Raw genomic sequence first — 23794 nt, forward strand, 5'->3', positions numbered from 1 at the left:
GGCGGGTTGGAGGCGATGATAGGCATTGCAGGCGATTCTGCCGGGCGGTGCAATGGTTAGTCGTTCCAAGGCGTTCTTTGTGCGCCATCCTTGAGTGATTTGCTCATGTAAAGTGTGGTGCCCTCCATGAGTGGCTCTCTCAGCGTGACGGCATATCCAACCTTCTCGTAGAGGGCGACGTTCGCTTCGAAATCCGCGTTTGTCAGCAGGGAGAGTTTACTCAGGCCCGATTGTCTGGCGATCTCTTCGGCATGCTCGAGAAGCCGGCGGCCCAACCCCATTCGCTGATATGCCGGGGAAACGGCGACGTTTTCGATCCAAAGATGATCATCGCGCGTCATTGTCTCGATCAGCCCGGCAATCTCCTCTCCGATGCAGAGCAGGGCAAAATCATGCTTCCGCACGGCAAGTTCATAATCGGCCCTCATCGGTTTCGGCTCTCGGCCAATGACGGGGACCCATTTTGCGTAGGTGGCGCACACCAGTGTCCGGATTGCTTTTGCGTCTTCGGACAGGGCATTCCGGAAATGCAGGGGAAGGTCTTCAGACATACTGTTCTCGCAAGTACATAATAGCCCTGCCGATCGTATAATGGGCTGGGCGGTTGACTTCTGGGAGGTGAATGCGGGAATGCGCGTCCCAATTACCTTCTTCGTCGCGGAGTGCACGCCTCACACCGCAAATGCATGCATAGTGAGGAAACGCTTACGGCAAGGTCCATGATCATTACCATTACCATATCTTTCTCAGGACATTAGGACCTGTCAATTTTGAAGCTTGTATCTGATGGGGAGTGGGTGGCGTTGCTATCGGTATGATTGGTGTCTCTTCATGAGAGGGGCATTGGCAATGGAAAACATTCAACTAGGTGGGATGCGACACATCTTTGCCTATTCCGCTTTTCAATTGCCAAGTACGGTTAAAAAAGTCACATTCAGAATGACTTGACCAACCATTGGATACTCTGGTGGCGGTACGAACGCTGACACTGCTTGTTTGTTTCCTTGTTTCGGCATGTGCTAACTTGCCGTTCGAAGTCAGTGCGCGCGCCCAACCGGAACCGTCTACATCGCCCGAGCCCCGCTACTGTTACAAAACTCTCGGAAAAGTTAATTGCTACACTCAGCCCCTTGATGGATCGGAAGCGAACCGTCTTGTTGGGTATCAGGGGCCGGCGCCGCGTCCGAACGCCGGAACCGGGCCCCTTTCGCCGTAACGGCGTTCGCATCCCTTGAATTAACGGAAAATTCCTTGAAACGGGTACTCCCGCCACTCCTCGCCGCATGCGCGTTCCTCAGTCTGTATTCCGCACCGTCCCTCGCGGTGGACAGCAAGCGTCAGACCTATGGCGAAGCCATGGACTGGTACCGTGCGCAGGCGGAAGCGGGCGATGCTAAGGCGCAGTTCTATTATGGTCTTGCGCTGGAACGCGGTGCGCAAGGCGCGAAGAGAGAAGCGGACAAGGCGCAAGCTGTCGAGCTGTACAAGAAAGCAGCCGAAGGCGGTTTCGCGCTTGCTCAATATCGCCTCGGCGTACTTTACCAAATTGGCCAGGGTGTTGAGCGCTCGCTTGCTGACGCGCGTAAATGGTTCCGTGTTGCTGCCGAAGCAGGTCTGCGTGAAGCTGAATTCAATTACGCGGTCATGCTGGAGACCGGCTCGGGCGGAGCGCGCGAGCCGAAGGACGCAGCCCGGCTCTATGAAATCTCCGCAGGTAAGGGCGTGCGGCAGGCTTTTCTGCCGCTCGGCATTCTCTATGCCAGGGGCGATGGGGTGGAGCAGGATCTTGTAGAGTCCCTGAAGTGGCTCATTCTGGCGGAACGCGCGGATGCCGAAAGTGTCGCGTCGGCAATGCGCGCCGTTCGTGGTGCGCTCGATGATAAGGGGCAGGCGGAAGCTCTGGAACGCGCCGAATCCTGGCGCATGACATTGCCGGAATAGAATCCGCCGTCTTAGGTTGGACCGGTTCGCAGATCCCATTATCCTGATGCCCGAACCATTCAGTCCGAGGATCGATCCCGATGATGAAATTCATTGCTGCTGCCATGATGCTGTTCGCTTTGAACGCTATGCCAGTGCATGCCAACCAGCAGCTTTCGCCCGACAGGCTGAAGGTCCTCGATATGGTCCTTGGTACAGGAGCGACAGCGACCGAGAACGCATCGGTGACGGTGCATTATACGGGGTGGTTGCTCGATGGAACCAAGTTTGACTCCAGCCACGACCGTAACCAACCCTTGACCTTCACACTTGGCGCCGGTCGCGTGATCCAAGGCTGGGATCAGGGCGTTGTCGGCATGAAAGTCGGCGGCACGCGAGAACTCCTCATCCCGTCGAAGCTTGCTTATGGCGCGCGCGGAGCGGGCGGCGTGATTCCGCCGGATGCGGCTCTACGGTTTGAAGTCGAGCTGATCTCGGTTTCGGCACCGAAATTCAGGGCAATCGGAAATGACGCACTGAAGAGCTTGATGGAGCGCGGCGTTATCGTTTTGGACATACGGCGCCCTGAAGAATGGGCGGAGACAGGAACGATCAAGGGAGTGGAACGGCTGACGGCATTCGACAGGAACGGACAATTCGTGCCGAGTTTCCCGGATGCGCTTGGAAAACTGGTCGGTAAGGATGCTGAGGTCGTGCTGATTTGCCGAAGCGGCGAGCGTTCTCTCGCGCTGGCACGTGCCATGACGGATCAAGCAGGTTATGCGAAGGTCTACAATCACGCGACTGGCATGATTGACTGGATAAAATCCGGTAACCCGGTTGAAAAGTAAACTGAGATGAACACGATCCCGGAGGCTAAGGGGCCGCGCTATGCGCCCTATGCCAGCGGTAAATTCCAGATGGCAATGGGCATGGTCGCGCTTGATCTGAGGGACTGGATCGATGTCGATCAGAACCGCGCTGTTGAGCTGCGGGAGAAGGAGCGGTTGCTGGCCTGCCAGCACAATGCGGTGTTCGGTGATCTGCATGGAAGCGAAGCTGCCCAGCGAGAAGTTTTGATGCTCCTGCTGGATAATCTGGAGCTTCACCATCCCGGTTTGATCGCCTTTGACGAGGGCAAAATCTGGATTGCAGAGACTGGAAAGTCCTATTGTCTCAGCGAATTTGCCGATAATGCCCTCGACCTTGCAGGCCGATTGGTTCAGGAGGACCTATGCCTGATGACGCCTGGCGAGAAGGGCTACGTCCTGCATGCAGCCTCTCTTTGCTTCCCGGGGCGCTGGGTGCTTGGCGAGAAACTGGGCAGGCCGATGATGGAGATTCACGAGCCGGTCTCCGGATATGCGGAGAAACTTGGAAAACCGGTCGATCGGTTCTTCACGCATTTGACGGCAGACAAACCGGTATCGCGCCTCAATTGGTCGATCCTAGATGACCCAGCCCTGTTCCAGACTTCGGGCCACTCGTCGACAGTGAGGCAATCCGGCGTCACGGCACAGAATGCCGGTGAGCGGCTCTGGCTTCGTGTCGAACGGCAGACCCTGCGGCGACTGCCAGAATCCGGTGATATCCTGTTTACCATCCGCACCTTCGTCGACCCGCTCTCCTCGCTTGAGGCGCGGCCAGATCTTGCCATGGGCCTGCGTCGCGCCGTCGCGGATATGCCGGAGGGCATGCAGCGCTACAAGAGCCTTATCCCGTTTCGCAACGCATTGGATGGCTATCTGGAAAACCTGATGGAACGGGCGGCCTGAACGGATGGATGTCGAAACCCTGCTCGGCGAGCTGAGCAAGCCGGAGACGTTGACGCTCCTTGGTCGCGCGCTGGAGCCGCATCTGAAGGACGGCACCCGGACGCTGGTCTATCCGATGCCCTATGCGGACGCGATCGGCCATCTGGCGCCGGAGCCGCACTATCTGGCGTCGCTCTACGGCCCGGAATACGACCGGATCGTACTGCTGACGCCACCCCGCGCCGTGCCGACGATGAAGCGCCCGCTTTACGATCTGCTGGCCCGGGATTTCGGCATGGCGGAAACCCAGCATGTGTCTTTGCTGCTGCTGCGGGATCTCGACCGTGGGATTGTTCGGATGGGGCCGTTCGATCTGTGTCTTGTGCATACTCACAAATTCTACCGCGCCTATACGCAACACCGCGCGGCGCGGAAACCGCTGGTGCATCTCCGGCTTGATGACGAGATGCGTGCGGTGGGGGAACGCTGGCTCGTGAGCATCGGACTGGAGCAGGGGAGCCCCTACGTCACCCTGCATATGCGTGAGGAAGGCTACGCGCATGATGCCGGCAGCGCGCCTTACGGGAAGTTGCGCACGGTAGATCCCGCCAACTTCCGCCCCGCTGTCGATTGGCTTGTCGAGGCCGGATACACGGTTTTCCGTCTGGGGGGAGAAAACTCTGAGCCGTTCATGCACCCATCCGGGAAGGTGATCGATCTGCCCCATGATCCACGTGCCGAGGACTTTCTCGACATTTATTTGATGGCCACCTGCAGTTTCTCGCTGAACTGCCAGTCCGGCCCTGAAGCCCTGGCGCGCGCGTTCGGGCGGCCGAGCGTCAATACCAATCTTCTGCCGACGGTGATGAGCCATCATCTCGGCAGCGATATTTTTCTCTTCAAGCCGCTCTATCGCGGCGACAGCACAACGCCGTTTTCTTACGAGGAACAGCTGTCCTGCATGCTTCCGAACCGTTTGGTGTCAGGGCCGTTGCCGGACCAGGACTGGTATGCGGAACACGGGTTCCGGGCGGAAGATTGCTCAGCGGATGATCTGTTGGCGGCGGTACAGGAAATGCACGCACGCCTTGGTGACGGGCCAGCACCGGATGACGCGGCCAACGCGCGGTTCGTCGTGATGAGCAAGAGCTATGAAGATCAGATCCGGAACAATGAAATCGCACGCTTCCAGGGTAACGACGTCTATGCCTACGCCCATAACATGGGCACGCTTTCGGCCGCCTGGGCCGGGCTCAATCCGTGGTTTCTTGCGTGACGCTTCCGGTCGGGGCCGGTTAGGCTCGGGCCATGATTGACCATGTTTCCATCGCCGTCTCCGATCTCGAGCGCAGTGCGGCCTTCTATGAGGCCGTACTGGCACCGCTCGGCTTCACCCGCCTCGCAGAGCGGGAACGCACCATCGGTTTCGGCAAGAAGTACCCGGAATTCTGGCTCAATCTCCGCCCCGATATGGAAGTGGTTCCAGAGCGAACCGGTATCCATATCTGCCTGCGCGCCAGTTCCCGGCAAGCGGTGGATGATTTCCACGCGGCAGCGCTTGAGCAAGGCGGTCGCGACGACGGCGTGCCAGCGGATAGGCAGGCTCAGATGACCACCTATTATGGCGCCTTCATTCGCGACCCGGACGGCAACAAGATCGAGGCGGTGACCTTTCCGCGCTAGACCGCTTCCCGCAGGAGCGACATCGAGAGGCACCGCGGCCCGCCGCCGGCCTGGGTAAACATCGACAAATCCGGGTCGAGCACGGTGATGCCTTCGGCGCGCAGGGCCTCGTTGACCCGCTTGGCACTCTTCGATGAAATCACCCGGTCATTGCCGAGGGACATGCAGTTGCACTGGAGCAGCATGGCTTCCTTGTAACTCACCGGAACCGGTTTGATGCCGTGACCGGCTAGCCATTCGACGAAATCATCCGGCAGCACGTCGAGGCACATTAGGGCAAGGCGGTCGTTCACGGTGGCATAGAGCAGGTCGAGATGCAGGAAATGCTCGGCGAATTTCTGGATGCGGCATTCCCAGCCTTCGGCCTGCAGCCATGCCTGAAGCTGTTTCGCTGCTGGCTCGCAGGTGCGCTGTCCAGTATAGCCGATGACCGCGACGCCGGGCTTGATCAGATGGATGTCACCGCCTTCTATCGGCCCTGCCGTCGCCCAGTTCCAGACCGGAATGCCGAGCTGCTCGTAGAAGCGGTATGTCGTGGCGATCTCGCCACGGCGTTGCTGGCGGTACATCTGGCCGAGGAACACACCCCACGGCGTCATCACGGACGGGTCGCGGGTATAGATCTGGTAGCTCAGGGCAGGGTCTGTGTCGGCGAAATGGCAGGTAACGCCGGCGCCTTCATAGGCATCGATGAATTCCTGATAGCCGGCAAGTGCCGTTGCCTTGTCGAACGGGACACCGTCGCGCAGGGTCGCCCTGACCACGGCATTGGCGGTTGTGTCTTCCTTGGCCACGTCCGACCACTGGAAATTATCGGGGCGGCAGAGATAGACGTCCTTGAGGACGCCGAACTCGGAGGCAACGGCGAAAGCGTTCGAGCCAGAGGTCATCGTTTTATCCGGAAAGAGAGTCGCGAAAGGAGCAGCCAGCTTAACCTTCCGCCTCCGCCGCCATCAAGTCGCGAAGCTCCGTCTTCAGGATTTTGCCGTAATTGTTCTTGGTGAGGGCCGTGACCAGCCGGTACTCCTTCGGCCGCTTGAAGCGGGCGATATTGTCGAGGCAAAGCGTGTCCAGTTCGGCTGTGTCGATCTCCCGGTCCGGCTGGGGAACGACGAAAGCCACCACTTCCTCGCCCCAGTCCGCATGCGGGCGGCCGACCACGGCGCATTCGTAGACATCCGGATGGCGCAGCAGTACTTCCTCGATCTCGCGCGGATAGATGTTCGTGCCGCCTGAAATGATCATGTCCTTGGAGCGGTCTTTCAGGGTGACGTAGCCATCCTCGTCCATGGCGCCGAGATCACCGGTCCAGAGCCAGTCGTCGCGCAGGGTGCTGGCCGTCGCATCCGGGTTCAGCCAATAACCGGCCATGAGAATGTCGCCCCGGCAAATGATCTCTCCGGTCTCGCCGTAGGGGACATCATTGCCATGCGCATCCACAACCCTGACCTCGACGCCCGTACGGGCATAGCCAGCGGACGCGAGGCGGGCGAGATAGCGCGGGTGCTCCTTGTCCAGATAGGCCGATTTCGGCAGGCCGGTGATGGTCATCGGCGCTTCGCCGAGGCCGTAGATCTGGGTCAGCTTCGGGCCGAGCATGTCGAGCGCCTTCAGCGTGTCCTCAAGATACATAGGCCCGCCGCCATAGACGATGGTCTTCAGGTTCGAAAGGTCGGCGTTGCCCGTTCCCGGATGGTTGAGCAGGCGGCTGACCATGGTCGGCGCGAAGAAGAAGCTGGCGCCTGGCCAGAACCGGATCAGCTCCAGGCTCTCCTCGACATCGTAGCCGCCACTCTGGGGCACGATATTGTTCGCTCCGCGCGCCACATGCGGCATGGCGTAGAGGCCGGACCCGTGGCTCATCGGCGCCGCATGGATCATGCAGTCCCGCTCGCTTATCTGGTCAACATCGGCGAGATAGTTCGTCGTCGCGAACATCAGGCTGCGATGGGTGATCATCGCGCCCTTCGGCCGTCCGGTGGTGCCGGAGGTGTAGAACAGCCAGCAGAGTGCGTCCGGATCGACAGTCGCTACGGGGATCGGCGCGCCCGCGAACAAGTCCTCGAAATCAGGATCGTCGATGGCAATCAGGTGCTCAAGGTCGGGGGCTTCCGCCTTCACGTTGGCCAGCGTGAAGGCGACGTCCGGCGTCGCGAAACAGGCCTTGGCGCCGCTATTATAGAGGATGAAGGCGAATTCCTTCGGGTGAAGCTTGGCATTTATCGGCACAGCAGCGAGTCCGGCATGCCAGACGGCGTAAAGGATTTCCAGATAGACCGGGTCATTCTTCATGGCCAGCGCAACCCGGTCGCCTGGCATCAGGTCAAGCTCATTTCGGAGGGCTCCTGCGAGCCGAGCCACCCGGTCTCCGAACGCGGCATATGTCCGGCAAACCCTCTGCCCGTAAGATATCGCCGGCCGGTCCGCATGTATCCGCGCGACCTGCGCCAAAAGTGCTGCCTGATTCATCCTGTTCCTCCCCGCCGATCTTTTGTCGACCGTGAGAAATCTAATAGCAGGTCACGCCAGCTGACCAGAACACTCCCGATTATCACCATCAAAATTAGGCTCAAACTGGCATGGCAATTGCTCTGACTGAGTTATGAGTTCGGGAGTGAGTGAAACGTGTAGCAAACGACAAAAAGCAGGAGAAGATGATGCGTTACATTCCGAAACATGCAGACGATTACGGTTTGAGCAATACTGAAGATGCTTTCGATGCAGCCTTCCTGTTCAATGACGGCAGCGAGATGGTCGAGATTCTTGGCGGCGATTGGTCACTGAGCGATGAAGACGATGCATTGATCGATCTGGATCTGATGCAGGCCAGCTGAAAACGCCTATTCGGCACCCGCAGTCAGAATACGTCCGTAAAAGCGCAGAATGTTTTCGATCTCGGAGCGCCAGAGCTTCCAGGTGTGATTGCCGTCGGTCACCCGGAACTCGACCGGCACACCGGTTTGCTTGAGTGCCAGGTAAAGTGCCAAATTTCCCTCATAGAGGCGAAACCCGTCATCGTCGCCGACCGTGATCCATATCGATGGCCGATCGCTGGCTGCTTTCAATGACTGTATATCGGAGAAGAAATTCTCCTGGTTGAATGCCACTATATCGAACGGCTCCCCGAACGCTCCCTTGAAGAAGCGGATCTGCTGGCGGGAGACATCTTCCGTACTTTCCAGGTCGGGAAAGATCGCGGCGCTGAGTGCGGCGGTCATTGCAAAGTGGGATGGATTGCGGAAGGCCAGTCTTAAAGCTCCATATCCACCCATTGAAAGCCCTGCAATCGCGCGCCGCGAACGGTCGCCGCCGATATCATGCAGCTTTTCGATACTCGGTATTAAGTCGTCCATGAGGGCGTCTTGATAGCGCCCGTGTTTTGCGGAATTCACATACCAACTGTTTTCGCCGTCCGGCATGACGATGGCCATCGGAGGGATGGCGCCGTCTTCAATCAATCGGGATGCGGTTTCTGTGATCCTGCCAAGCTTTTCCCAGTCCCGCTCATTTCCGCCCAATCCATGCAGCAGGTAGAGGACCGGGATTGGTCCATGGCGCTGTGAGGTATGCACCGGATCCGGCAGAAGGAGCGAATATCGCATTTCCCTGCCAAGTGCAGGGCTCTCTATCGTCAGGCTTTCCTGCAGTTCGGCTGCATGAGAGGTTGTAACGAATAGAAGAAACGCGAAGGTGGCTGCTAAACAATCGCCGTAAAGCCGGATAGTCATTCCGCGGGCGAGAGCGCAGAGCCGGACGGCGTATCCGCATTTTTGCGCACAGTTGCTTTTTCGCGATTGGCGTCTGCAGCTCCGCGCCACCACTCCTTTTTGATTGCTGTGACCAGATAGGCGAAGAGCACCACGATGGCGAGACCGCTGAGGTTTACCAGCGCCCATGTCGTCTGGCTGCGGCCCAGCTGGTCCAGAACTATGCCGCCAAGCTGAGCGAGCCACATATTCAGCAGAAAGACAGGAAGTGCTTGCTGGCCGACTGTCCGGATCGGGTGGAAGACTTTGTGCTGCAGCAGATGCTCTCGCCCACGTACCAGATTGACAACTATGTAGGCCAGCGCAAGGAAATGAATGAAGCGGAGGATTCCATAATCTGTCTTCGCGCGCCATGGCAGGATCGCCTGCCGCCACTCGGCGAGGAACGGCAGGCTCTCTTTATAACCCACGAAAAACCACCAGTGGGAGACCGGCGCTGCGGCAATCACAAAAACAATGCAAGCCGCCATCAGGGCACGATTGAAGGGTGGCGGGGTTAGCCAGCCGCGGGAGATGGAGTAGCCGGTGAAGAACACCAGCTGCCAGCCGAGTGGGTTGAAGAACCATTCGATATGGTCATGACTCGGATGGGCAGGAAGGCCGCCGTCGAAGATCCAGTTAAGGCTGTAGACTGCAAGTGAGAAGCTCATCGCCAGCCAGGGATGGACATTCGCCAGTGCCATGAAGACGGGTATCATCAGCAAGGCACCCATATACATCGGCATGATGTCGAAATAGTTCGGCACATAGGTCAGTGTCAGCAGGCCGAGCAGGGCTTCTGGCGTTTCGTTGAAGAAGAAATGCAGGTTCAGGCGGCTGATATAATCTGGCTCCGCGAAGACCGTATTTCCCGCCAGCATGAGCCCGGCTATCAGGAAAAAAATTAGGATGTGAGCAGTGTAGAGCTGCCATATCCGATAAAGGACGCGGCCGGTGCCGTGCCAAAAACCGGCCTTGATGAAAGTGCCCCCAAAGGCGATCGCGGCCGCGAAACCGGAGCAGAAGACGAACATTTCTGCCGCATCGGAAAATCCGAAGCGCGCCGGAATGAAATTCGACCAGTGATTCTTCGGGACATGAGCGATGAAGATGATCAGCATGGCAACGCCACGAAAGAAGTCGAGCCTCGGATCGCGTTGCCGCTGTGTCTTGGTCGGTTGTTCCGTCATGCATTCCACTCATTGGCAGCGGGAAAATCGCATACCGTCATCATCTTGCCATATCGCTAATAAGAGCTGAATTGACGGGCATCTCCAGTCAATTTGGTCTCGCGCCTTTGTGAAGCTTGTTTTGCTGACGTGGAGGTCTCTCCGGATCAAGTGTCTGCATTGATACGGTGGGTAAGAAGGTTATGTCTTTCTCGCCACCATAAAAAAGCCATCGTCCTTGTCCAATGGAGTAGGTGGTAATGCGCGGGCGGCGGCATGGTCGCCGTTGAAGTCGCGTCGAGTGCAGAGTGCCGAAGGGGCTAAGGTCTATGGATGTAGGACACCGTATGGGGGCAGGGTTTTCGGTCTCCAGCCGGAGGATGACCGCGCGGCGTATTCTTTTCTTCGGGTTGGTTGCAAGCACCATTCTCGCCCTTGTGTCAGCGCTCACTTACGTTTTTGCGTCAGACGGTCTCCGGGCCATAGAAATCGCGATGATTGTCGTCTTTGCCCTGAACACCCCTTGGATGGTGATCGGGTTCTGGAATGCCGTGATCGGCTTTTCCCTGCTGCATTTCAATCGCGCCTGGCTGCGGTCGGTGACCGGCCTCGCTGGCTTGGAAGATGAGACTTCCGCGCTCGGCAGCAGGACGGCGATCGTCATGCCGGTCCATAATGAAAGCCCGGATCTGGTCGTCGGTAATTTGATAGCCGTGACCGACAGTCTGGATGCTACCGGGCACTCCGACACCTTCGATATATTCCTTTTGAGCGACACGACCGATCCAGATATCGCGCAGCGCGAGCAAGCTCTTTTCGAGGCATGGCGGGACGGAAACGACCGACCGGACCGGCTGCATTACCGGCGACGGACGGATAATGCCGGTCAGAAGGTCGGCAATATCGAGGATTTCTGTAAGCGTTGGGGCGACGGTTTCGACTTTATGATCGTGCTGGATGCGGACAGCGTGATGTCCGGCCCGGCGATCCTGCGTCTGGTCCGGCTCATGCAGCATAATCCCGCGCTCGGTATTCTGCAGACCCTTGTGACCGGTATGCCGGCTAGCAGTGCCTTCGCCCGGATGTTCCAGTTCGGTATGCGTCACGGCATGCGCTCCTACACGACGGGCAGCGCCTGGTGGCAGGGACCGGACGGGCCCTATTGGGGGCATAACGCCATATTGCGACTGCAAGCCTTCCGGCGGAACTGCGCGCTTCCAACCCTGCCGGGGGCACGCCCGCTCGGCGGCGAAATTCTGAGTCACGATCAGGTCGAGGCTGTGTTTATGCGCCGTGGTGGTTATGAAGTCCGGGTACTACCGCTGGAAGATGGCAGCTATGAGGAAAACCCGACCACCCTGCCTGATTTTCTTACCCGGGATCTACGCTGGTGCCAGGGCAATATGCAGTATTTGAAACTGCTTCGGCACCCCTCCCTGATCCGGGGAGTCCGGCCAATGGGGCGGTTGCAACTGCTGCTTGCCATAATGATGTATACCGGCGCGCCGCTCTGGTACGCCTTCATGGGGCTTGGGTTGGCGGATCTTTCTCTCGCTGCGGATTCCATCGGTGGGACCGGTCCGGCAATTGAGGCACCCGGCTTTGGCTTGGCTCTGTTCGCGACCGTCATGGGGATGACTTTTGCGCCGAAGCTTTTCGGGATCCTGGATATGGCGCTCCGCCGCTCCGGGCGCAGGACTTATGGCGGAGGCCTGAGGATTGCCGCCGGAACCGTGCTGGAGACGCTTTTTTCACTGCTTTTGTCGCCGGTTATCGCTCTGGCGCAGACCGTTTTCGTCTTTGGTCTCTTCTTCGGCAAGCGGATCCGCTGGGACGCGCAGGAACGGGACGACAGGCGGGTGACGCTACGGGAAGCACTGAGCGGTCTCTGGCAGCAGACAATACTGGGTGCGGTCTTCCTGGCGGTGCTTTCAATGGTCGCACCGCACATTCTGCCCTGGGCGGCGCCCGTAATCGCCGGCCTGCTGCTGTCCGTTCCGTTTGCTGTTGTAACCGCGACGCCATTTCTCGGCCGCCTGTTCCGCCGGTTGGGTGTGTGTGCCGTTCCTGAGGAAAACCTGGTTCCGGAGGTCTTGCGAGACGTGCAGGTTACGGTCCCTCAGCCCGCGCTCATCCGTCCTGCGGCGCCGACAGTACGCCCGCTGGCCGATCCGGAGCGGGCCTGATCGGACTTGATCGGTCAAGCCCGCTCTTTTGTTCTGACCTGCGCTCGCTTAGGGTTCGCCCATATAAGATGGAAAGCGGCGGACGATGACGAAACAGCAGGGCGATGCGGTCTGGCAGGTGGTCGAAGAACGGGATGTCTACGACAACCCATGGATCCGCGTTACCGAGCACGATGTGATCGATCCGAACGGCAATCCGGGCCTCTACGGCGTCGTTCGGGTAAAGGCGCTGGCTGTCGGCATCCTGCCGGTAGATCACGAAGGCATGACATGGCTCGTCGGCCAGCAGCGTTTTCCGCGAGACTATTACAGCTGGGAGCTGCCGGAAGGCGGCGGCTCCTTCGACGACCCGCAAGGCTCTGCCGAGCGGGAGTTGCTTGAGGAAACGGGGCTGAAAGCCGCCGGCTGGCAGGAACTCCTGCGCATGGACCTCTCGAACGCCATCACGGATGAGCAGGCAATCGGTTTTCTTGCCTGGGATCTGGAAGAGGGCACGGCAGAACCGGAAGCGTGCGAGCGGCTTGAACTGCGCCGGCTGCCGGTGCGCGAGGCGGTCGAAATGGCGCTAAGCGGCGAGATTGTCGATGCGTTTGCGCAGACCATGCTGCTGAAAGCAGATGCGCTTGCCCGGCGCGGCATATTGCCGGCCGGGCTGGTAACGCACTTCAATACGTAACTGTGATAGGCTCAGGTCTGTGCCCACATGCGCAGAAGGTTGAGGCGACCCTTTTCGAGCAGCAGAACAGCTTTTTTGTCTATGTCGGAGCTGGTCAGGATCGCCTGAGTTTCTGCAAGATCGCTGATCACTTCCCGTTTTAGCGGGTCAGGAATCAAGCTTTCCATCCAGGTCACGATGGCCAGGCGCCGTCCGGACGTTACCGGGTTCACATGGTGCAGGTAGTGCGTCGGATAGAGCACAGCGTCGCCTGGTTCTTCTTTATAGACTTGCTCGCCAAAATCGGTGCTCAGCACCAACTCACCGCCTTCGTAGGCATCCGGCTTGTTCAGGAAAATGGTGATTGAGAGGTCCGTGCGCATGCCCGGATAGGGCCCCATCAGCGCCGCATCGATATGCTCCCCATATTTGTTGCCAGTCATATAGGAGGCGAAGATCGGCGACAGGATGCGTCGGGGCAGGGCCTTGATGGCGACGGTCTCGTTGGTCTTTATCGCGCCCATAACCAGGTCCGCCATCTCGCGGTATTGAGGGCTGTTCGGCGGAACTTGAGTGTTTTTCTTAATGTCCTTGCCGAGCGGGCCGCCGCTCGAACTCCCATCGACGAACTGCGCCGAAAACAGCTTCGCCGCGATGGTCTTCACCTGATCCTTATTCAGTAGCCCGCGTATAACCGCAACCATGGCCCCAATTTCCCTTCCCGCATGGTAATTGGCCCGCATGGTAACAGGACCGTTTCCAAATACGAGCCTTGATGTGATGGCTGCAGATCGCCAGATCGGGTGGACGGAAATAAGCGCGGGAATATCTGATATGGGCATGCTTGTAGATGGCGAATGGCAGGCGGACGATGTGGGTGTGAAAACGAAGAATGGTCGCTTCCAGCGTCAGAGTTCGGCATTTCGCAATGCTGTCGAAGACGCCCCCGATGCTCGGTTCGCTCCGGAGTCCGGGCGCTATCACCTGTATGTGTCATATGCCTGCCCATGGGCGCACCGCACACTGATCGCCCGGTCCCTGAAAGGCCTTGTGCCGCATATCGACATCTCTGTCGTCGATCAGATTATGGGGGACGACGGATGGTTTTTCGGTGACGACCCGGATGGCATCAACGACCCGGTAAACGGTGCCCGGTTCATGCGGGAGGTTTATGTGAAGGCGGACCCCACCTATACGGGCCGGGTCACAGTGCCGGTGCTCTGGGACAAGAAGGAGAGCACGATCGTTTCCAATGAATCCTCCGAGATCCTCCGGATGTTCAACAGCGCGTTTAATGGGTTGGAGGGAGTGGATGCCGCGCTGGATCTTTATCCCGAAGGGCTCCGTACTGAAATCGACGCCGTTAACGAGGGCATCTATAACGACATCAATAACGGAGTTTACCGGAACGGATTTGCCGGGACGCAGGAGGCCTACGAGGAGGCATATGATGCATTGTTTGCCCGTCTGGACAGCCTAGAGGAAAAGCTTGGCCGAAGCCGATATCTGGTCGGCGACCGGATTACGGAAGCGGATTGGCGGCTCTTTGTCACGCTTGTAAGGTTCGACGCGGTCTATTTCACACACTTCAAGTGTAATCGCCAGATGATCTCCGATTTCCCGAACCTTTCCAACTATTTGCGAGAACTTTTCCAGATCGGTGGCGTGGCTGAAACGGTGAATATGCGGCACATCAAGCAGCACTATTTCGGTAGTCATAAGAGTCTCAATCCCAAGTGCATCGTGCCGAAGGGACCGGTACTCGATTTCAATCAGCCGCATGACCGAGCCCGTCTTCTGGCCGCCTGATCCGAAACCGGCACGCTCTTTGCTTTATCTCTCTTCGAGATGCCGGTGCAGTACCGGCCCAAGAATGAGAGGAGCAGCATATGTCCCTGACATCGGCGTTGAAAGCGGGTCTGGGTGCCCGCCTGAAGGATCTTTCGGGCAATGGCACTGGTGCCGACTGGGACCCGTATCCTGAAGATGGTCAGGGCGGTAAGTCAGCGGCTTCCAAGCTTCCCGCGAAGGCCGCGCAGCAGCCGGCTCCGGTGGTGAAACAGCCGCTTCGCGCCGAACGGGCGGATCGCCCCGGCGCAGCCGTTGCAGCTCCTGCACGAACACCGCGTCCGGCCAATGCGAATGCTGCCGCCGAACGGGCAGCTCAGCAGGCGCAAAAGGCCCAGCAGACCCAGCAGGCGAGACCGTCGACAGCCAAGAATGCCCCTTGGCTGCACGGCAAAAACAACGCGATGCGAGTCAATCCGCAGCAGTATGCCCGCGAGCTTGATCGTTACAGGAATGAGCAGAACCGGCATTTGACCCAGGAAACAGTCATGGAGGTCGCGTCAGGCGAGCTCGAAGGCATCGCCCAGATGGCAGCGAAGGCGCGAGGCCGCTATTTCGCCAAGCTCCTCGATGCAGGCGCGCCGCGTCACGGATTCCTGCAGGAAGCGGAGATTACCGAGCTTAAGTTCTATCGTGAAATGTACGAGGAATTGTCGCAGGGATTCGAGGCCATGCGGGATGCGATTGAAGCCGGAGATATCTCTGTTTCCGGCATGTCGAAGCGCCGTTAACTCAGCACTTCAGACGGGCGCCGGAAAAGCATTTCGACGCCTAGTAAACAAATAAGAGCGTTTGAATTTCTCAATGCCTGCGGCTATTCAAGCCGCAGGCATCACCTTGTTGTGAACTCAGTATGCGATTTGAAATCCGGACAATACCAAACGGACGGTTTGTCGAAGGCATCTGCCACGACGTTGTCACAGGTGCGTCAATGGTGGAAGCCATCGCAGAAATGCGCTTGGTTGATGGCTATTCCGATGGATTAAATGCGCTGTGGGATTTTCGTGAGGCTGATCTCTCGGCCATCGCGGCCGAGGATATGAAATTGATGCTGAGTTTTATGGAGCAGACGCCAAAACGACGGTCTGTTCGTATTGCTGTCCTCGCTCTCAGGGACGCTGATTTCATGCTCCTCAAGCTGTGGCGGGCGGTTTCCGAAAGCAGATATGGTCAGGTGACACGCTTGTTTTCGGATTATGACGAGGCTTGCCAGTGGCTTGAAGAAAGTGGCGCCAAGCCCGTGTGACGACATGTTCGAAAACCCTCACCATCGCAAGTCTGCTTCACCGACGTCATTTTGAAAAAAAAGTGTCGCAGTTATCAGGTCTGTGACTTGAATTGACAGGAGAAGAAGAGCAATCGGCAAAAAAATGGGCCGCGATTGCGGCCCATAGCTGGGGAGATGCGCCGTAGGGGACAGCGCGGGGGAACTAGTGGATGGTCGCCGTCGGAAGGTTGATCTCGATGAAAAGATCGGCGGCGAACCGGTGTTCATCATGGACGCTACGCTTGTAGCAATGAGCCTGGTCCAGATCGGCAATCGGGTTCCCGCTATCCAGTTTTTCAAGCAGGCAAGTGTAACCGATATCGATAAGGCTCTCGTATTCCTCGTCGTTCAGGGACGGGTTTAGTGCGACGAACTGATCGGCAAAGGCCTCGGCGAAGCGTGAGAGGGCGCGCCGGCGCAAGCGCCAGGTCTGGTGCTGAAGGTGAGTCGCCCATTCGGCGACAGCTTCGACGATAACTTCCGGGAGATGATCGGCCAGTGAGAAGGCAGGTGCCCCGATGTTCTGGTTTGCAGCCGTTGTTTCGCCATGGACTTGGTCGGCAGATGAAAACCCGTGGTTAAAGCGCCCGGCTGGTGTCATCCAGTGGTCGTCGGATGGCTCAATGTTTGAGCCATGGGCTGGCCAGGTGCGGTAATCGATGTCTGCCATTTTTTGCTCCAGCTGTCGGATGCTGCGTTGATTGTCCGAACAAGAAGAGCAAGAGCTGGGCCAGTACATTTTGGTAGAGGTTTTCTGTGTTTATACTATTGATTTGTATGAATAAAATTTTACCCAGATAGATTTTGGAATGGCTGAAACCTTGCTAGGACAGGCGATTTCTGCCGGTCATATCTGACCTATAGGCAAGAAAAAAGGGCCGCTTTACAGCGGCCCGAGTTAAGGGAGGAAACGCCCAAGAAGTAAACAATACGGCTGGGCAGTCCGTATTGCAGTGCACAATATATGTTGTGAATTTCTGCGGTGCAACCCATTCATTGGGCAAAATTGATTTCGATTTGGAACGAGCCGGTTTCCCATATGGGATGTGATTAATTTGCAACGAATTGAAGTCATTTGAACCAATTTTGACTGTAATAATCTGGGTTCTAGAGGGGGGGAGTTGGTCGCTTTGCCGCCTCAACCGAACCGGGAATGGCTTTTTCTTTTTTGCGCCGCAGCATTGGGTGGTAACAATTCCTCGGTTGACAGTCCCGGCGAAATCCATAGCGTTCGCGGCGGGCCGCCACTCCCCAACGAGTGGTTACATGTTAAGGATGATACGATGAAGCCGACGGTAACCCCGCGTGCGCCTCAGTTCTCATCCGGACCTTGCGCTAAGCGACCCGGATGGGGCCCCGCTGCACTTGCTGACGCCGCTTTAGGGCGTTCTCACCGATCCAAGATCGGAAAATCAAAACTCAAGGAAGTCATAGACCGGACCCGCGCTCTTTTGGGTGTGCCGGATGATTATCGCATCGGCATCGTGCCCGCGTCCGATACCGGCGCTTTCGAGATGGCCATGTGGTCCATGCTCGGTGCCCGTGGTGTGGATCTGCTGGCCTGGGAAAGCTTTGGTTCCGGCTGGGTGACGGATGTGGTCAAGCAGCTTAAGCTTGAGGATGTCCGTGTGCTTGAGGCTGATTATGGCCAGATCGCAGACCTATCCGCGACCAATCCCAAGCGCGACACCGTGTTCACCTTCAACGGCACGACCTCTGGCGTCCGGGTGCCGAACGGCGACTGGATCGCGGACGACCGTGAAGGCCTGACGCTGTGTGACGCGACCTCGGCCGCCTTCGCCATGGATCTGCCGTGGGATAAGCTCGATGTCACCACCTATTCCTGGCAGAAAGTGCTGGGCGGTGAGGGGGCGCACGGCATGCTGATCCTCAGCCCGAGCGCTGTTGAGCGGCTGGAAAGCTATGCTCCGGCCTGGCCGATGCCGAAGATCTTCCGCCTGACGAAGGGCGGCAAGCTGATCGAAGGCATCTTCAAGGGCGAGACCATCAACACGCCTTCCATGCTCGCGGTCGAAGATGTTCTCGACGCGCTGAAATGGGCGGAACAGATCGGCGGCCTGAAGGGAATGATCGCCCGCTCCGAAGCCAATCTGGCCGCGGTCTCTGCCTGGGTCGAAAAAAGCGACTGGGCGGGCTTCCTCGCCACCGATCAGGCGGTGCGTTCCAGCACCTCCATCTGCATTTCCGCGTCCGATCCGTGGTTCGACGGCTTGTCCGAGGACGAGCAGCGGGCGGCTATGAAACAGATCGACGCTCTGCTTGAGGCTGAAGGTGTTGCTTTCGATATCAACGGGTATCGTGACGCGCCTGCCGGTCTCCGGCTCTGGGGCGGTGCGACCGTCGAAGCCTCCGATATGGAAGCTCTGCTGCCATGGCTCGACTGGGCTTATGCCCAAGTGAAGCAGTCCAACTCCAAGGCTGCCTGATCGAAAATGCTCCCGGCAACAGGCCGGGAGCGTCTTTCCATGCATTGCCCAGAAATTTACCTATACAGCGCTACGTTACGAGCGCACGAGGAGCATGCCGTGCCCAAAGTCCTTATTTCCGACAAACTGAGCCCCGCCGCCGTCGATATTTTCCGAGCGCGTGGTCTCGAAACCGATTTCAAGCCGGGTCTGTCGCCGGAAGAATTACTTGAGATCATTGCCGACTATGACGGCCTCGCCATCCGGTCCGCGACTAAAGTGACAAAAGAGGTTTTGGCCAAGGCCCCGAACCTCAAGGTGGTTGGCCGGGCCGGGATTGGTGTCGACAATGTCGATACCGTCGCCGCAACGGCCGCCGGTGTCGTGGTGATGAACACGCCATTCGGCAATGCCATCACCACGGCGGAACACGCCATCGCAATGATGTTCGCACTGGCCCGCCAGATCCCGGCTGCCGACCGCTCCACCCAGGAAGGCAAGTGGGAGAAGTCCAAGTTCATGGGCGTCGAGCTGACCGGCAAGCGCCTTGGCCTGATCGGGTGCGGCAATATTGGCGCTATCGTTGCTGAGCGGGCGCGCGGCCTGAAAATGCGCGTCGCCGCGTATGACCCTTATCTGAGCGACGAACGGGCTGCACAGCTCGGCGTTACCAAGGTCGAGCTCGATCAGCTCTTCGCCGAGGCGGACATCATCACCCTGCACACGCCTATGACGGATGCGACCCGGAATATCATAGATGCTGGCGCAATCCAGAAGATGAAGGCGGGCGTTCGGATCATCAATTGTGCGCGTGGAGGTCTGGTGGACGAGGTTGCCCTGCGGGGTGCCTTGGAAACCGGTCACGTTGCAGGGGCTGCCTTCGACGTGTTCGTCGAGGAGCCGGCGAAGGAGAACGTGCTTTTCAGCGCACCGAACTTCATCGCTACCCCGCATCTCGGCGCGTCCACCAGTGAAGCGCAGGAGAAGGTGGCCTTGCAGGTCGCCGAGCAGATGTCCGACTATCTGCTGACGGGGGCTGTGACCAATGCTGTCAACATGCCGTCTGTCACGGCGGAAGAAGCGCCGCTGCTCAAGCCATATATGAAGTTGGCCGAAAATCTCGGCGCGTTTTCCGGCCAGGTGATCGGCAGTGCAATCAAGTCGATCTCCATCGAGTTCGAAGGACTGGCGGCTGAAATCAACCCAGCCCCAGTTGTGGCGGCCGCCCTTACGGGCGTGCTCAAGCCGACGCTGACCTCGGTCAATATGGTCAGTGCCCCGGCGGAAGCGCAGGCGCGCGGAATCGCCGTGACGACGATCAAGCATGACCGGCCCTGCGATTACCAGACCATGCTGCGGGTCACCGTCGAGACGGGAGACCGGACCCGGTCGGTCGCGGGAACGTTGTTTGCGGAAAACCTGCCGCGCCTGGTCGACGTGCAGGGCATTTCCATCGAGGCTGAGTTCGGCGCGCACATGCTCTATGTCCGCAATTACGACAAGCCAGGTTTCATCGGCTCGCTGGGTTCCGCCCTTGGCGATGCCGGGGTCAATATCGCTACTTTCCATCTTGGCCGCCGGGAAGAGGGCGGTGAGGCAGTAGCCCTTGTCGAGGTCGACAGCGCGGTCGGTGAGGATTTGCTGAATGCGGTCAAGGCATTGCCAAACGTCGCACGGGTTGATGCGCTGGACTTCTAGGCAACACGGTCACCTTCATTTCACTCCAGCATTGTCATCCCCTCGTGTGAGGGGATGACAAGTTCGGGCACCTCACATTTCAGCGAAGATCTGTTCCCGAATTTTCCGCGAGCCGGCTATGCGCTGCTCGATCAAAGCTCTGACCGCTGCGGGCGCATCCTCGGGCGTTCCGCTGTTGAATGGCGGTTGTGGGGCGTACTCCATCATCAATTGGACGGCCTCTGCTTCTTCCTGGCCGAACAGTTCGGCGATCATAACCAGTCCGAAATCAATGCCCGAGGTGATGCCGCCGGCTGTAATGAGATTGCCGTCGCGCACAACACGTCCCGGTGTGTAAGTGGCACCGAATTTTTCCAGATAATCGACAGCAGACCAGTGAGACGTGGCCTTCTTGTCTTTCAACAATCCCGCTGCGCCGAGCAGGAGCGAGCCGGTGCAGACAGACGTGACATAGCGTGCGCCCTCGGCCTGACGGCGGATGAAGGATAGCGTGGCCTCATCGCGCAATAGCGGGTTAACCCCGCCGCCACCCGGCACGCAGATCACGTCGAGCTGCGGGCAGTCATCGAATGAGACTGTAGGCTGCAAAGGGAGGCCGCAGGAGGCGGCAATGGCCTCCTTATCTTCCCCGATTAGAAATGTTTCCGTGTCGCGCGTGGCTTTGAAAATTTCAAAAGGACCGACGAAGTCGAGTAACTGAACGTTGGGAAACAGTAAAAGACCGATTTTGACCGTCATGTGAGTGCTCCTGGTTGACTGTGGGGAGCCTAAAGCCAATTATTCTGGCCGTACTGCCAAAGATCCAACGAATTAGGCCAAAATGACTCGCCAGATCGAAATACTGGGATTTCCGGACTGCCTATTGCTGGATATTGCGGGTCCGTTGCAGGTGTTTTCCACGGCGAATGACCTGGCGCGGTCGGATGGTGCCAAGGCACCTTATGCGCTTGTTGTCGTTGGGCGCGGATCGGATGTGAGAACCAGTGCCGGCCTGTCGATTGCGGTGGAGCCGCTAGGACCGCCTGATCGGCCGCTCGATACATTCATCGTTGCCGGAGGTGTGGGCGTCAATGTTGCCTGCGAGGATGCGGAGCTGGTGGCGTGGGTGCGCGATCGGGCCCGCTCGGCAGTCCGGGCGGCATCGGTCTGCAGCGGCGCGTTTCTACTTGCGACCACCGGATTGCTCGATGGCCGCCGGGCGGTGACGCATTGGCAGCGCTGTGAGGAATTCACCTTGCGCTTTCCCAAGGTTCGTCTGGAGATGGATCCGATCTTTGTGCGCGATGACGATGTCTGGACCTCGGCCGGAGTGACGGCAGGGATCGATCTGGCGCTGGCTATGGTAGAAGCCGATCTTGGACGGGACATGGCATTGAGCGTGGCCCGCCAGTTGGTGGTGTTTCTGAAGCGCCCCGGTGGTCAGTCGCAATTCAGCACTGCGCTTACGCTGCAGGGGGAAGCCGGCCGTTTCGACGAGCTGCATGCATGGATGCAGCAAAACCTGCAGCATCGTCTCTCCGTCGACGACCTCGCCGCCCGGGCGGGAATGAGCGTCAGGAGTTTCTCCCGGCATTACCGGGCCGCAACGGGCCGTACCCCGGCAAGCGCGCTTGAGGACATGCGGCTGGAAACTGCCCGGCGCCTGCTCGAGCAGAACGGCCATATCTCGCGCGTCGCCCGACATAGCGGATTCGGGACGGAGGAAACCATGCGCCGCATCTTCCGGCGCCGCCTCGGCTCCAGCCCACAAGAATATCGAGAGCGATTTGTGTAATCCGCTCAGTCTATCTGTCGGTAATTACTCAAATCGCTCAGATGCATCTGAAGCTGTTTCGGTGAGGCGAACCGCAGCAGGTCTCCGGTGAACATGGACATTCGGTCAAGGTCCCCTTGCCTGTGACTGCGCCGATAGGTCAGAACGAAGCGCAAGAAAGCCCAGTCCAGCCGCTCGGGACAGCCCTCGCCAAACTCTTCGCCGCGCAGAGTGCCCATCCCGGTTATTGCGCGACGCAACGCACGGGTGAAGCAAACCGGTGTGCCGAAATCCAGGTGTATGAGCGTGTCAGCAGCTGGAAGGCGAAGATCCAGCGATCCGCCGTAATTGCCGTCCATGATCCAGCGCGGCCTGTTTGCCAATTCCCGGACTTTCGCGCGTCATTCATCCGGGCCCGGACGCACCCATCCGGGTTCCCAGTAATGCCGGTCCAGATGAATAACCGGCAGCCCGGTGATTTTCGCGAGGCTCCTTGCCGCAGTTGATTTACCGGCGCCCGGGCAGCCGAGGATGAGCACGCGGTTCATGACTTTTATCCTCCGGCTCGAAAATCACTCATCGATCTCGTTCAGCCGTTTTCGCATGATCGGCCGTGTTTCGGAGCGCCGCGCGACTTCTTCGAAGCCGGCATCGCGGAACGCTCCGATGAACCCGGTCCAGGCATAGACCGCAGGATAGCTCTTCTTGGGACTGTCGACGGGATAGCCTTCAAGAATTGTCGCGCCCCGGTCTCTGGCGAGACGGCATGCGGCTTCAAGCAACTTTACTGACAGGCGCTTCTTGCGGAACCGTTTGTCGACAAGGAAGCAGGAAACGCTCCAGACAGGCTGATCATCAAGAGGCTTCAGCACGCGGGAAGAATCAAGACGTGGAAAGGCGCTTCTTTCATCGACCTGAATCCAGCCAACTGCTTCGCCGGCGTGCCAAGCGACGAGGCCAGGTACATGTCCGCTGTCGAACAGTGATTTCATAGCCAAGCGGTTGCCGTCGCCCATACCTGCATCCATGTCTTTCTTCGGCAATCGCCAGAGCATGCACCAGCACCCGCCACAGCCGCCTTTCTCGCCCATGACGGCTTCGAAGCCGCACCAATCTGCTGGCCGGATATCGAAACCTGTTCCAGTCTTCGAAGCGCTTTCGCTCATTGCGTTTGCCAGTCGCCGCCCTTGTTCCACCAGCGGTGCGGATTGTCCTTGTCGTCGAGGCCTTTGCTTTGACTGCGCAGAACTTCGGTCACGGTGATGACCGGCTCGTAATAGCTATGCACAGCGTAGATCGCCTCGATCACTTCGTTCAGGATATTCGTGTCCCTCGGGATAAAGAAACGCATTTCATCCACGTTCGGGCGGTGGCGGGTGTCATCTTCAGGTCCGGTCGGGGCGCCTTCGCGAGGACGGTAATATTCGACCCCGGCCGGCGCGCGATATCCGTTTCTGTCTGTCCTTCCCTGGGGCAGGGGCGTAACCCCGGTGATCGCTTCGAAGATCCGGTCGATATCCTCTTCCGGCGCCTGAAACATGATCTGCCACATCGGTTGCATGTCGATCGGCCTTGTGTCGAAACCCTTATTGATAATGTCTGTCTCAGCCATGTGCTGCCCCCGAATTCATAACGCGTTCAAACATCACTCTTCTCTCTTGTTGCTATGTCCGGAGCGACCATAAGCAG

26 protein-coding genes are annotated in these 23794 nt (G+C 58.4%); 14 read left to right on the forward strand and 12 right to left on the reverse strand.

All coding sequences use genetic code 11. The features are described from left to right. Positions 1-56: 56 nt before the first annotated feature. Positions 57-551, reverse strand: coding sequence for a GNAT family N-acetyltransferase (locus ABJ076_RS13205; protein ID WP_348189125.1), 495 nt, complete (start codon positions 549-551; stop codon positions 57-59). 700 nt (positions 552-1251) lie between these two features. On the opposite strand from ABJ076_RS13205, the gene ABJ076_RS13210 reads away from it, so the two are divergent. The 5 genes from ABJ076_RS13210 to ABJ076_RS13230 all read left to right on the forward strand — a co-directional run bounded on the left by ABJ076_RS13210 (position 1252) and on the right by ABJ076_RS13230 (position 5357). Further along, positions 1252-1941 (forward strand): tetratricopeptide repeat protein, encoded by a 690-nt coding sequence (locus tag ABJ076_RS13210; protein WP_348189123.1) that lies wholly within the window; start codon positions 1252-1254, stop codon positions 1939-1941. Between the two features lie 80 nt (positions 1942-2021). Continuing rightward, a complete protein-coding gene (locus ABJ076_RS13215) occupies positions 2022-2771 on the forward strand; it encodes an FKBP-type peptidyl-prolyl cis-trans isomerase (protein ID WP_348189121.1) in 750 nt (249 codons plus the stop codon). 6 nt (positions 2772-2777) lie between these two features. Beyond that, on the forward strand, positions 2778-3695 hold the full coding sequence (locus ABJ076_RS13220) for a DUF3445 domain-containing protein (RefSeq protein ID WP_348189119.1): 918 nt from the start codon (positions 2778-2780) through the stop codon (positions 3693-3695). 4 nt (positions 3696-3699) lie between these two features. Then, positions 3700-4950, forward strand: coding sequence for a TIGR04372 family glycosyltransferase (locus ABJ076_RS13225; RefSeq protein ID WP_348189117.1), 1251 nt, complete (start codon positions 3700-3702; stop codon positions 4948-4950). 32 nt (positions 4951-4982) lie between these two features. Continuing rightward, on the forward strand, positions 4983-5357 hold the full coding sequence (locus ABJ076_RS13230; RefSeq protein ID WP_348189115.1) for a VOC family protein: 375 nt from the start codon (positions 4983-4985) through the stop codon (positions 5355-5357). Here the strand turns inward: ABJ076_RS13230 and ABJ076_RS13235 are convergent. Together ABJ076_RS13235 and ABJ076_RS13240 are read right to left on the reverse strand one after the other, a co-directional pair. Further along, complete coding sequence (locus ABJ076_RS13235) at positions 5354-6247, reverse strand: arginine deiminase family protein (RefSeq protein ID WP_348189113.1); 894 nt, start codon at positions 6245-6247, stop codon at positions 5354-5356. The two genes, ABJ076_RS13230 and ABJ076_RS13235, sit on opposite strands and share 4 nt — an antisense overlap. A 40-nt stretch (positions 6248-6287) precedes the next feature. Next, a complete protein-coding gene (locus ABJ076_RS13240) occupies positions 6288-7826 on the reverse strand; it encodes an AMP-binding protein (protein WP_348189111.1) in 1539 nt (512 codons plus the stop codon). Positions 7827-7975: 149 nt separating this feature from the next. On the opposite strand from ABJ076_RS13240, the gene ABJ076_RS13245 reads away from it, so the two are divergent. Continuing rightward, a complete protein-coding gene (locus ABJ076_RS13245) occupies positions 7976-8191 on the forward strand; it encodes a hypothetical protein (RefSeq protein WP_348189109.1) in 216 nt (71 codons plus the stop codon). Between the two features lie 6 nt (positions 8192-8197). Here the strand turns inward: ABJ076_RS13245 and ABJ076_RS13250 are convergent, their stop codons facing one another. Together ABJ076_RS13250 and ABJ076_RS13255 are read right to left on the reverse strand one after the other, a co-directional pair. Beyond that, positions 8198-9085 (reverse strand): alpha/beta hydrolase family protein, encoded by an 888-nt coding sequence (locus tag ABJ076_RS13250; RefSeq protein ID WP_348189107.1) that lies wholly within the window; start codon positions 9083-9085, stop codon positions 8198-8200. Next, on the reverse strand, positions 9082-10293 hold the full coding sequence (locus ABJ076_RS13255; protein WP_348189105.1) for an OpgC domain-containing protein: 1212 nt from the start codon (positions 10291-10293) through the stop codon (positions 9082-9084). Before ABJ076_RS13255 ends, ABJ076_RS13250 begins: the two co-directional genes overlap by 4 nt. A gap of 308 nt (positions 10294-10601) precedes the next feature. Here ABJ076_RS13255 and mdoH point away from each other — a divergent pair, with 308 nt between their 5' ends. Next, complete coding sequence (mdoH, locus tag ABJ076_RS13260) at positions 10602-12458, forward strand: glucans biosynthesis glucosyltransferase MdoH (RefSeq protein ID WP_348189103.1); 1857 nt, start codon at positions 10602-10604, stop codon at positions 12456-12458. 85 nt (positions 12459-12543) lie between these two features. After that, entirely contained in the window at positions 12544-13134 is a 591-nt protein-coding gene (locus ABJ076_RS13265; protein WP_348189101.1) for an NUDIX hydrolase, read from the forward strand. 11 nt (positions 13135-13145) lie between these two features. Here the strand turns inward: ABJ076_RS13265 and ABJ076_RS13270 are convergent, their stop codons facing one another. Further along, positions 13146-13817 carry a Fe2+-dependent dioxygenase gene (locus tag ABJ076_RS13270; protein ID WP_348189099.1) on the reverse strand — a complete coding sequence of 224 codons (672 nt, stop codon included), beginning with the start codon at positions 13815-13817 and terminating at the stop codon, positions 13146-13148. Between the two features lie 130 nt (positions 13818-13947). On the opposite strand from ABJ076_RS13270, the gene ABJ076_RS13275 reads away from it, so the two are divergent. The 3 genes from ABJ076_RS13275 to ABJ076_RS13285 all read left to right on the forward strand — a co-directional run bounded on the left by ABJ076_RS13275 (position 13948) and on the right by ABJ076_RS13285 (position 16207). Then, a complete protein-coding gene (locus ABJ076_RS13275) occupies positions 13948-14922 on the forward strand; it encodes a glutathione S-transferase family protein (protein ID WP_348189097.1) in 975 nt (324 codons plus the stop codon). Between the two features lie 80 nt (positions 14923-15002). Then, complete coding sequence (locus ABJ076_RS13280; RefSeq protein ID WP_348189095.1) at positions 15003-15692, forward strand: hypothetical protein; 690 nt, start codon at positions 15003-15005, stop codon at positions 15690-15692. 200 nt (positions 15693-15892) lie between these two features. Further along, positions 15893-16207, forward strand: coding sequence for a hypothetical protein (locus tag ABJ076_RS13285; protein ID WP_348189093.1), 315 nt, complete (start codon positions 15893-15895; stop codon positions 16205-16207). Positions 16208-16391: 184 nt separating this feature from the next. On the opposite strand, the gene ABJ076_RS13290 is transcribed toward ABJ076_RS13285, so the two are convergent. After that, positions 16392-16898, reverse strand: coding sequence for a hypothetical protein (locus ABJ076_RS13290; protein WP_348189091.1), 507 nt, complete (start codon positions 16896-16898; stop codon positions 16392-16394). Positions 16899-17511: 613 nt separating this feature from the next. On the opposite strand from ABJ076_RS13290, the gene ABJ076_RS13295 reads away from it, so the two are divergent. Further along, complete coding sequence (locus ABJ076_RS13295; RefSeq protein WP_348189089.1) at positions 17512-18675, forward strand: phosphoserine transaminase; 1164 nt, start codon at positions 17512-17514, stop codon at positions 18673-18675. A 99-nt stretch (positions 18676-18774) separates the two neighbouring features. After that, entirely contained in the window at positions 18775-20352 is a 1578-nt protein-coding gene (gene serA, locus ABJ076_RS13300) for a phosphoglycerate dehydrogenase (RefSeq protein WP_348189087.1), read from the forward strand. A 72-nt stretch (positions 20353-20424) separates the two neighbouring features. Here the strand turns inward: serA and ABJ076_RS13305 are convergent, their stop codons facing one another. Beyond that, on the reverse strand, positions 20425-21090 hold the full coding sequence (locus tag ABJ076_RS13305) for a DJ-1/PfpI family protein (protein ID WP_348189085.1): 666 nt from the start codon (positions 21088-21090) through the stop codon (positions 20425-20427). Positions 21091-21172: 82 nt separating this feature from the next. Here ABJ076_RS13305 and ABJ076_RS13310 point away from each other — a divergent pair, with 82 nt between their 5' ends. Then, entirely contained in the window at positions 21173-22126 is a 954-nt protein-coding gene (locus tag ABJ076_RS13310) for a GlxA family transcriptional regulator (protein ID WP_348189083.1), read from the forward strand. Positions 22127-22131: 5 nt separating this feature from the next. On the opposite strand, the gene ABJ076_RS13315 is transcribed toward ABJ076_RS13310, so the two are convergent. The 4 genes from ABJ076_RS13315 to ABJ076_RS13330 are packed head-to-tail and all read right to left on the reverse strand — an operon-like array spanning position 22132 to position 23717. After that, complete coding sequence (locus ABJ076_RS13315; protein WP_348189081.1) at positions 22132-22488, reverse strand: hypothetical protein; 357 nt, start codon at positions 22486-22488, stop codon at positions 22132-22134. An 18-nt stretch (positions 22489-22506) separates the two neighbouring features. Further along, complete coding sequence (locus ABJ076_RS13320) at positions 22507-22653, reverse strand: isopentenyl transferase family protein (protein WP_348189079.1); 147 nt, start codon at positions 22651-22653, stop codon at positions 22507-22509. 24 nt (positions 22654-22677) lie between these two features. Then, positions 22678-23271, reverse strand: coding sequence for a GNAT family N-acetyltransferase (locus ABJ076_RS13325; protein WP_348189077.1), 594 nt, complete (start codon positions 23269-23271; stop codon positions 22678-22680). After that, the gene (locus ABJ076_RS13330; protein WP_348189075.1) at positions 23268-23717 is read right to left on the reverse strand and encodes a hypothetical protein; all 450 of its coding nucleotides are present in this window, start codon (positions 23715-23717) and stop codon (positions 23268-23270) included. Before ABJ076_RS13330 ends, ABJ076_RS13325 begins: the two co-directional genes overlap by 4 nt. Positions 23718-23794 lie beyond the last annotated feature (77 nt).

The organism is Nisaea sp., from assembly GCF_039990255.1.
In the GTDB taxonomy this organism is placed as follows: domain Bacteria; phylum Pseudomonadota; class Alphaproteobacteria; order Thalassobaculales; family Thalassobaculaceae; genus Nisaea.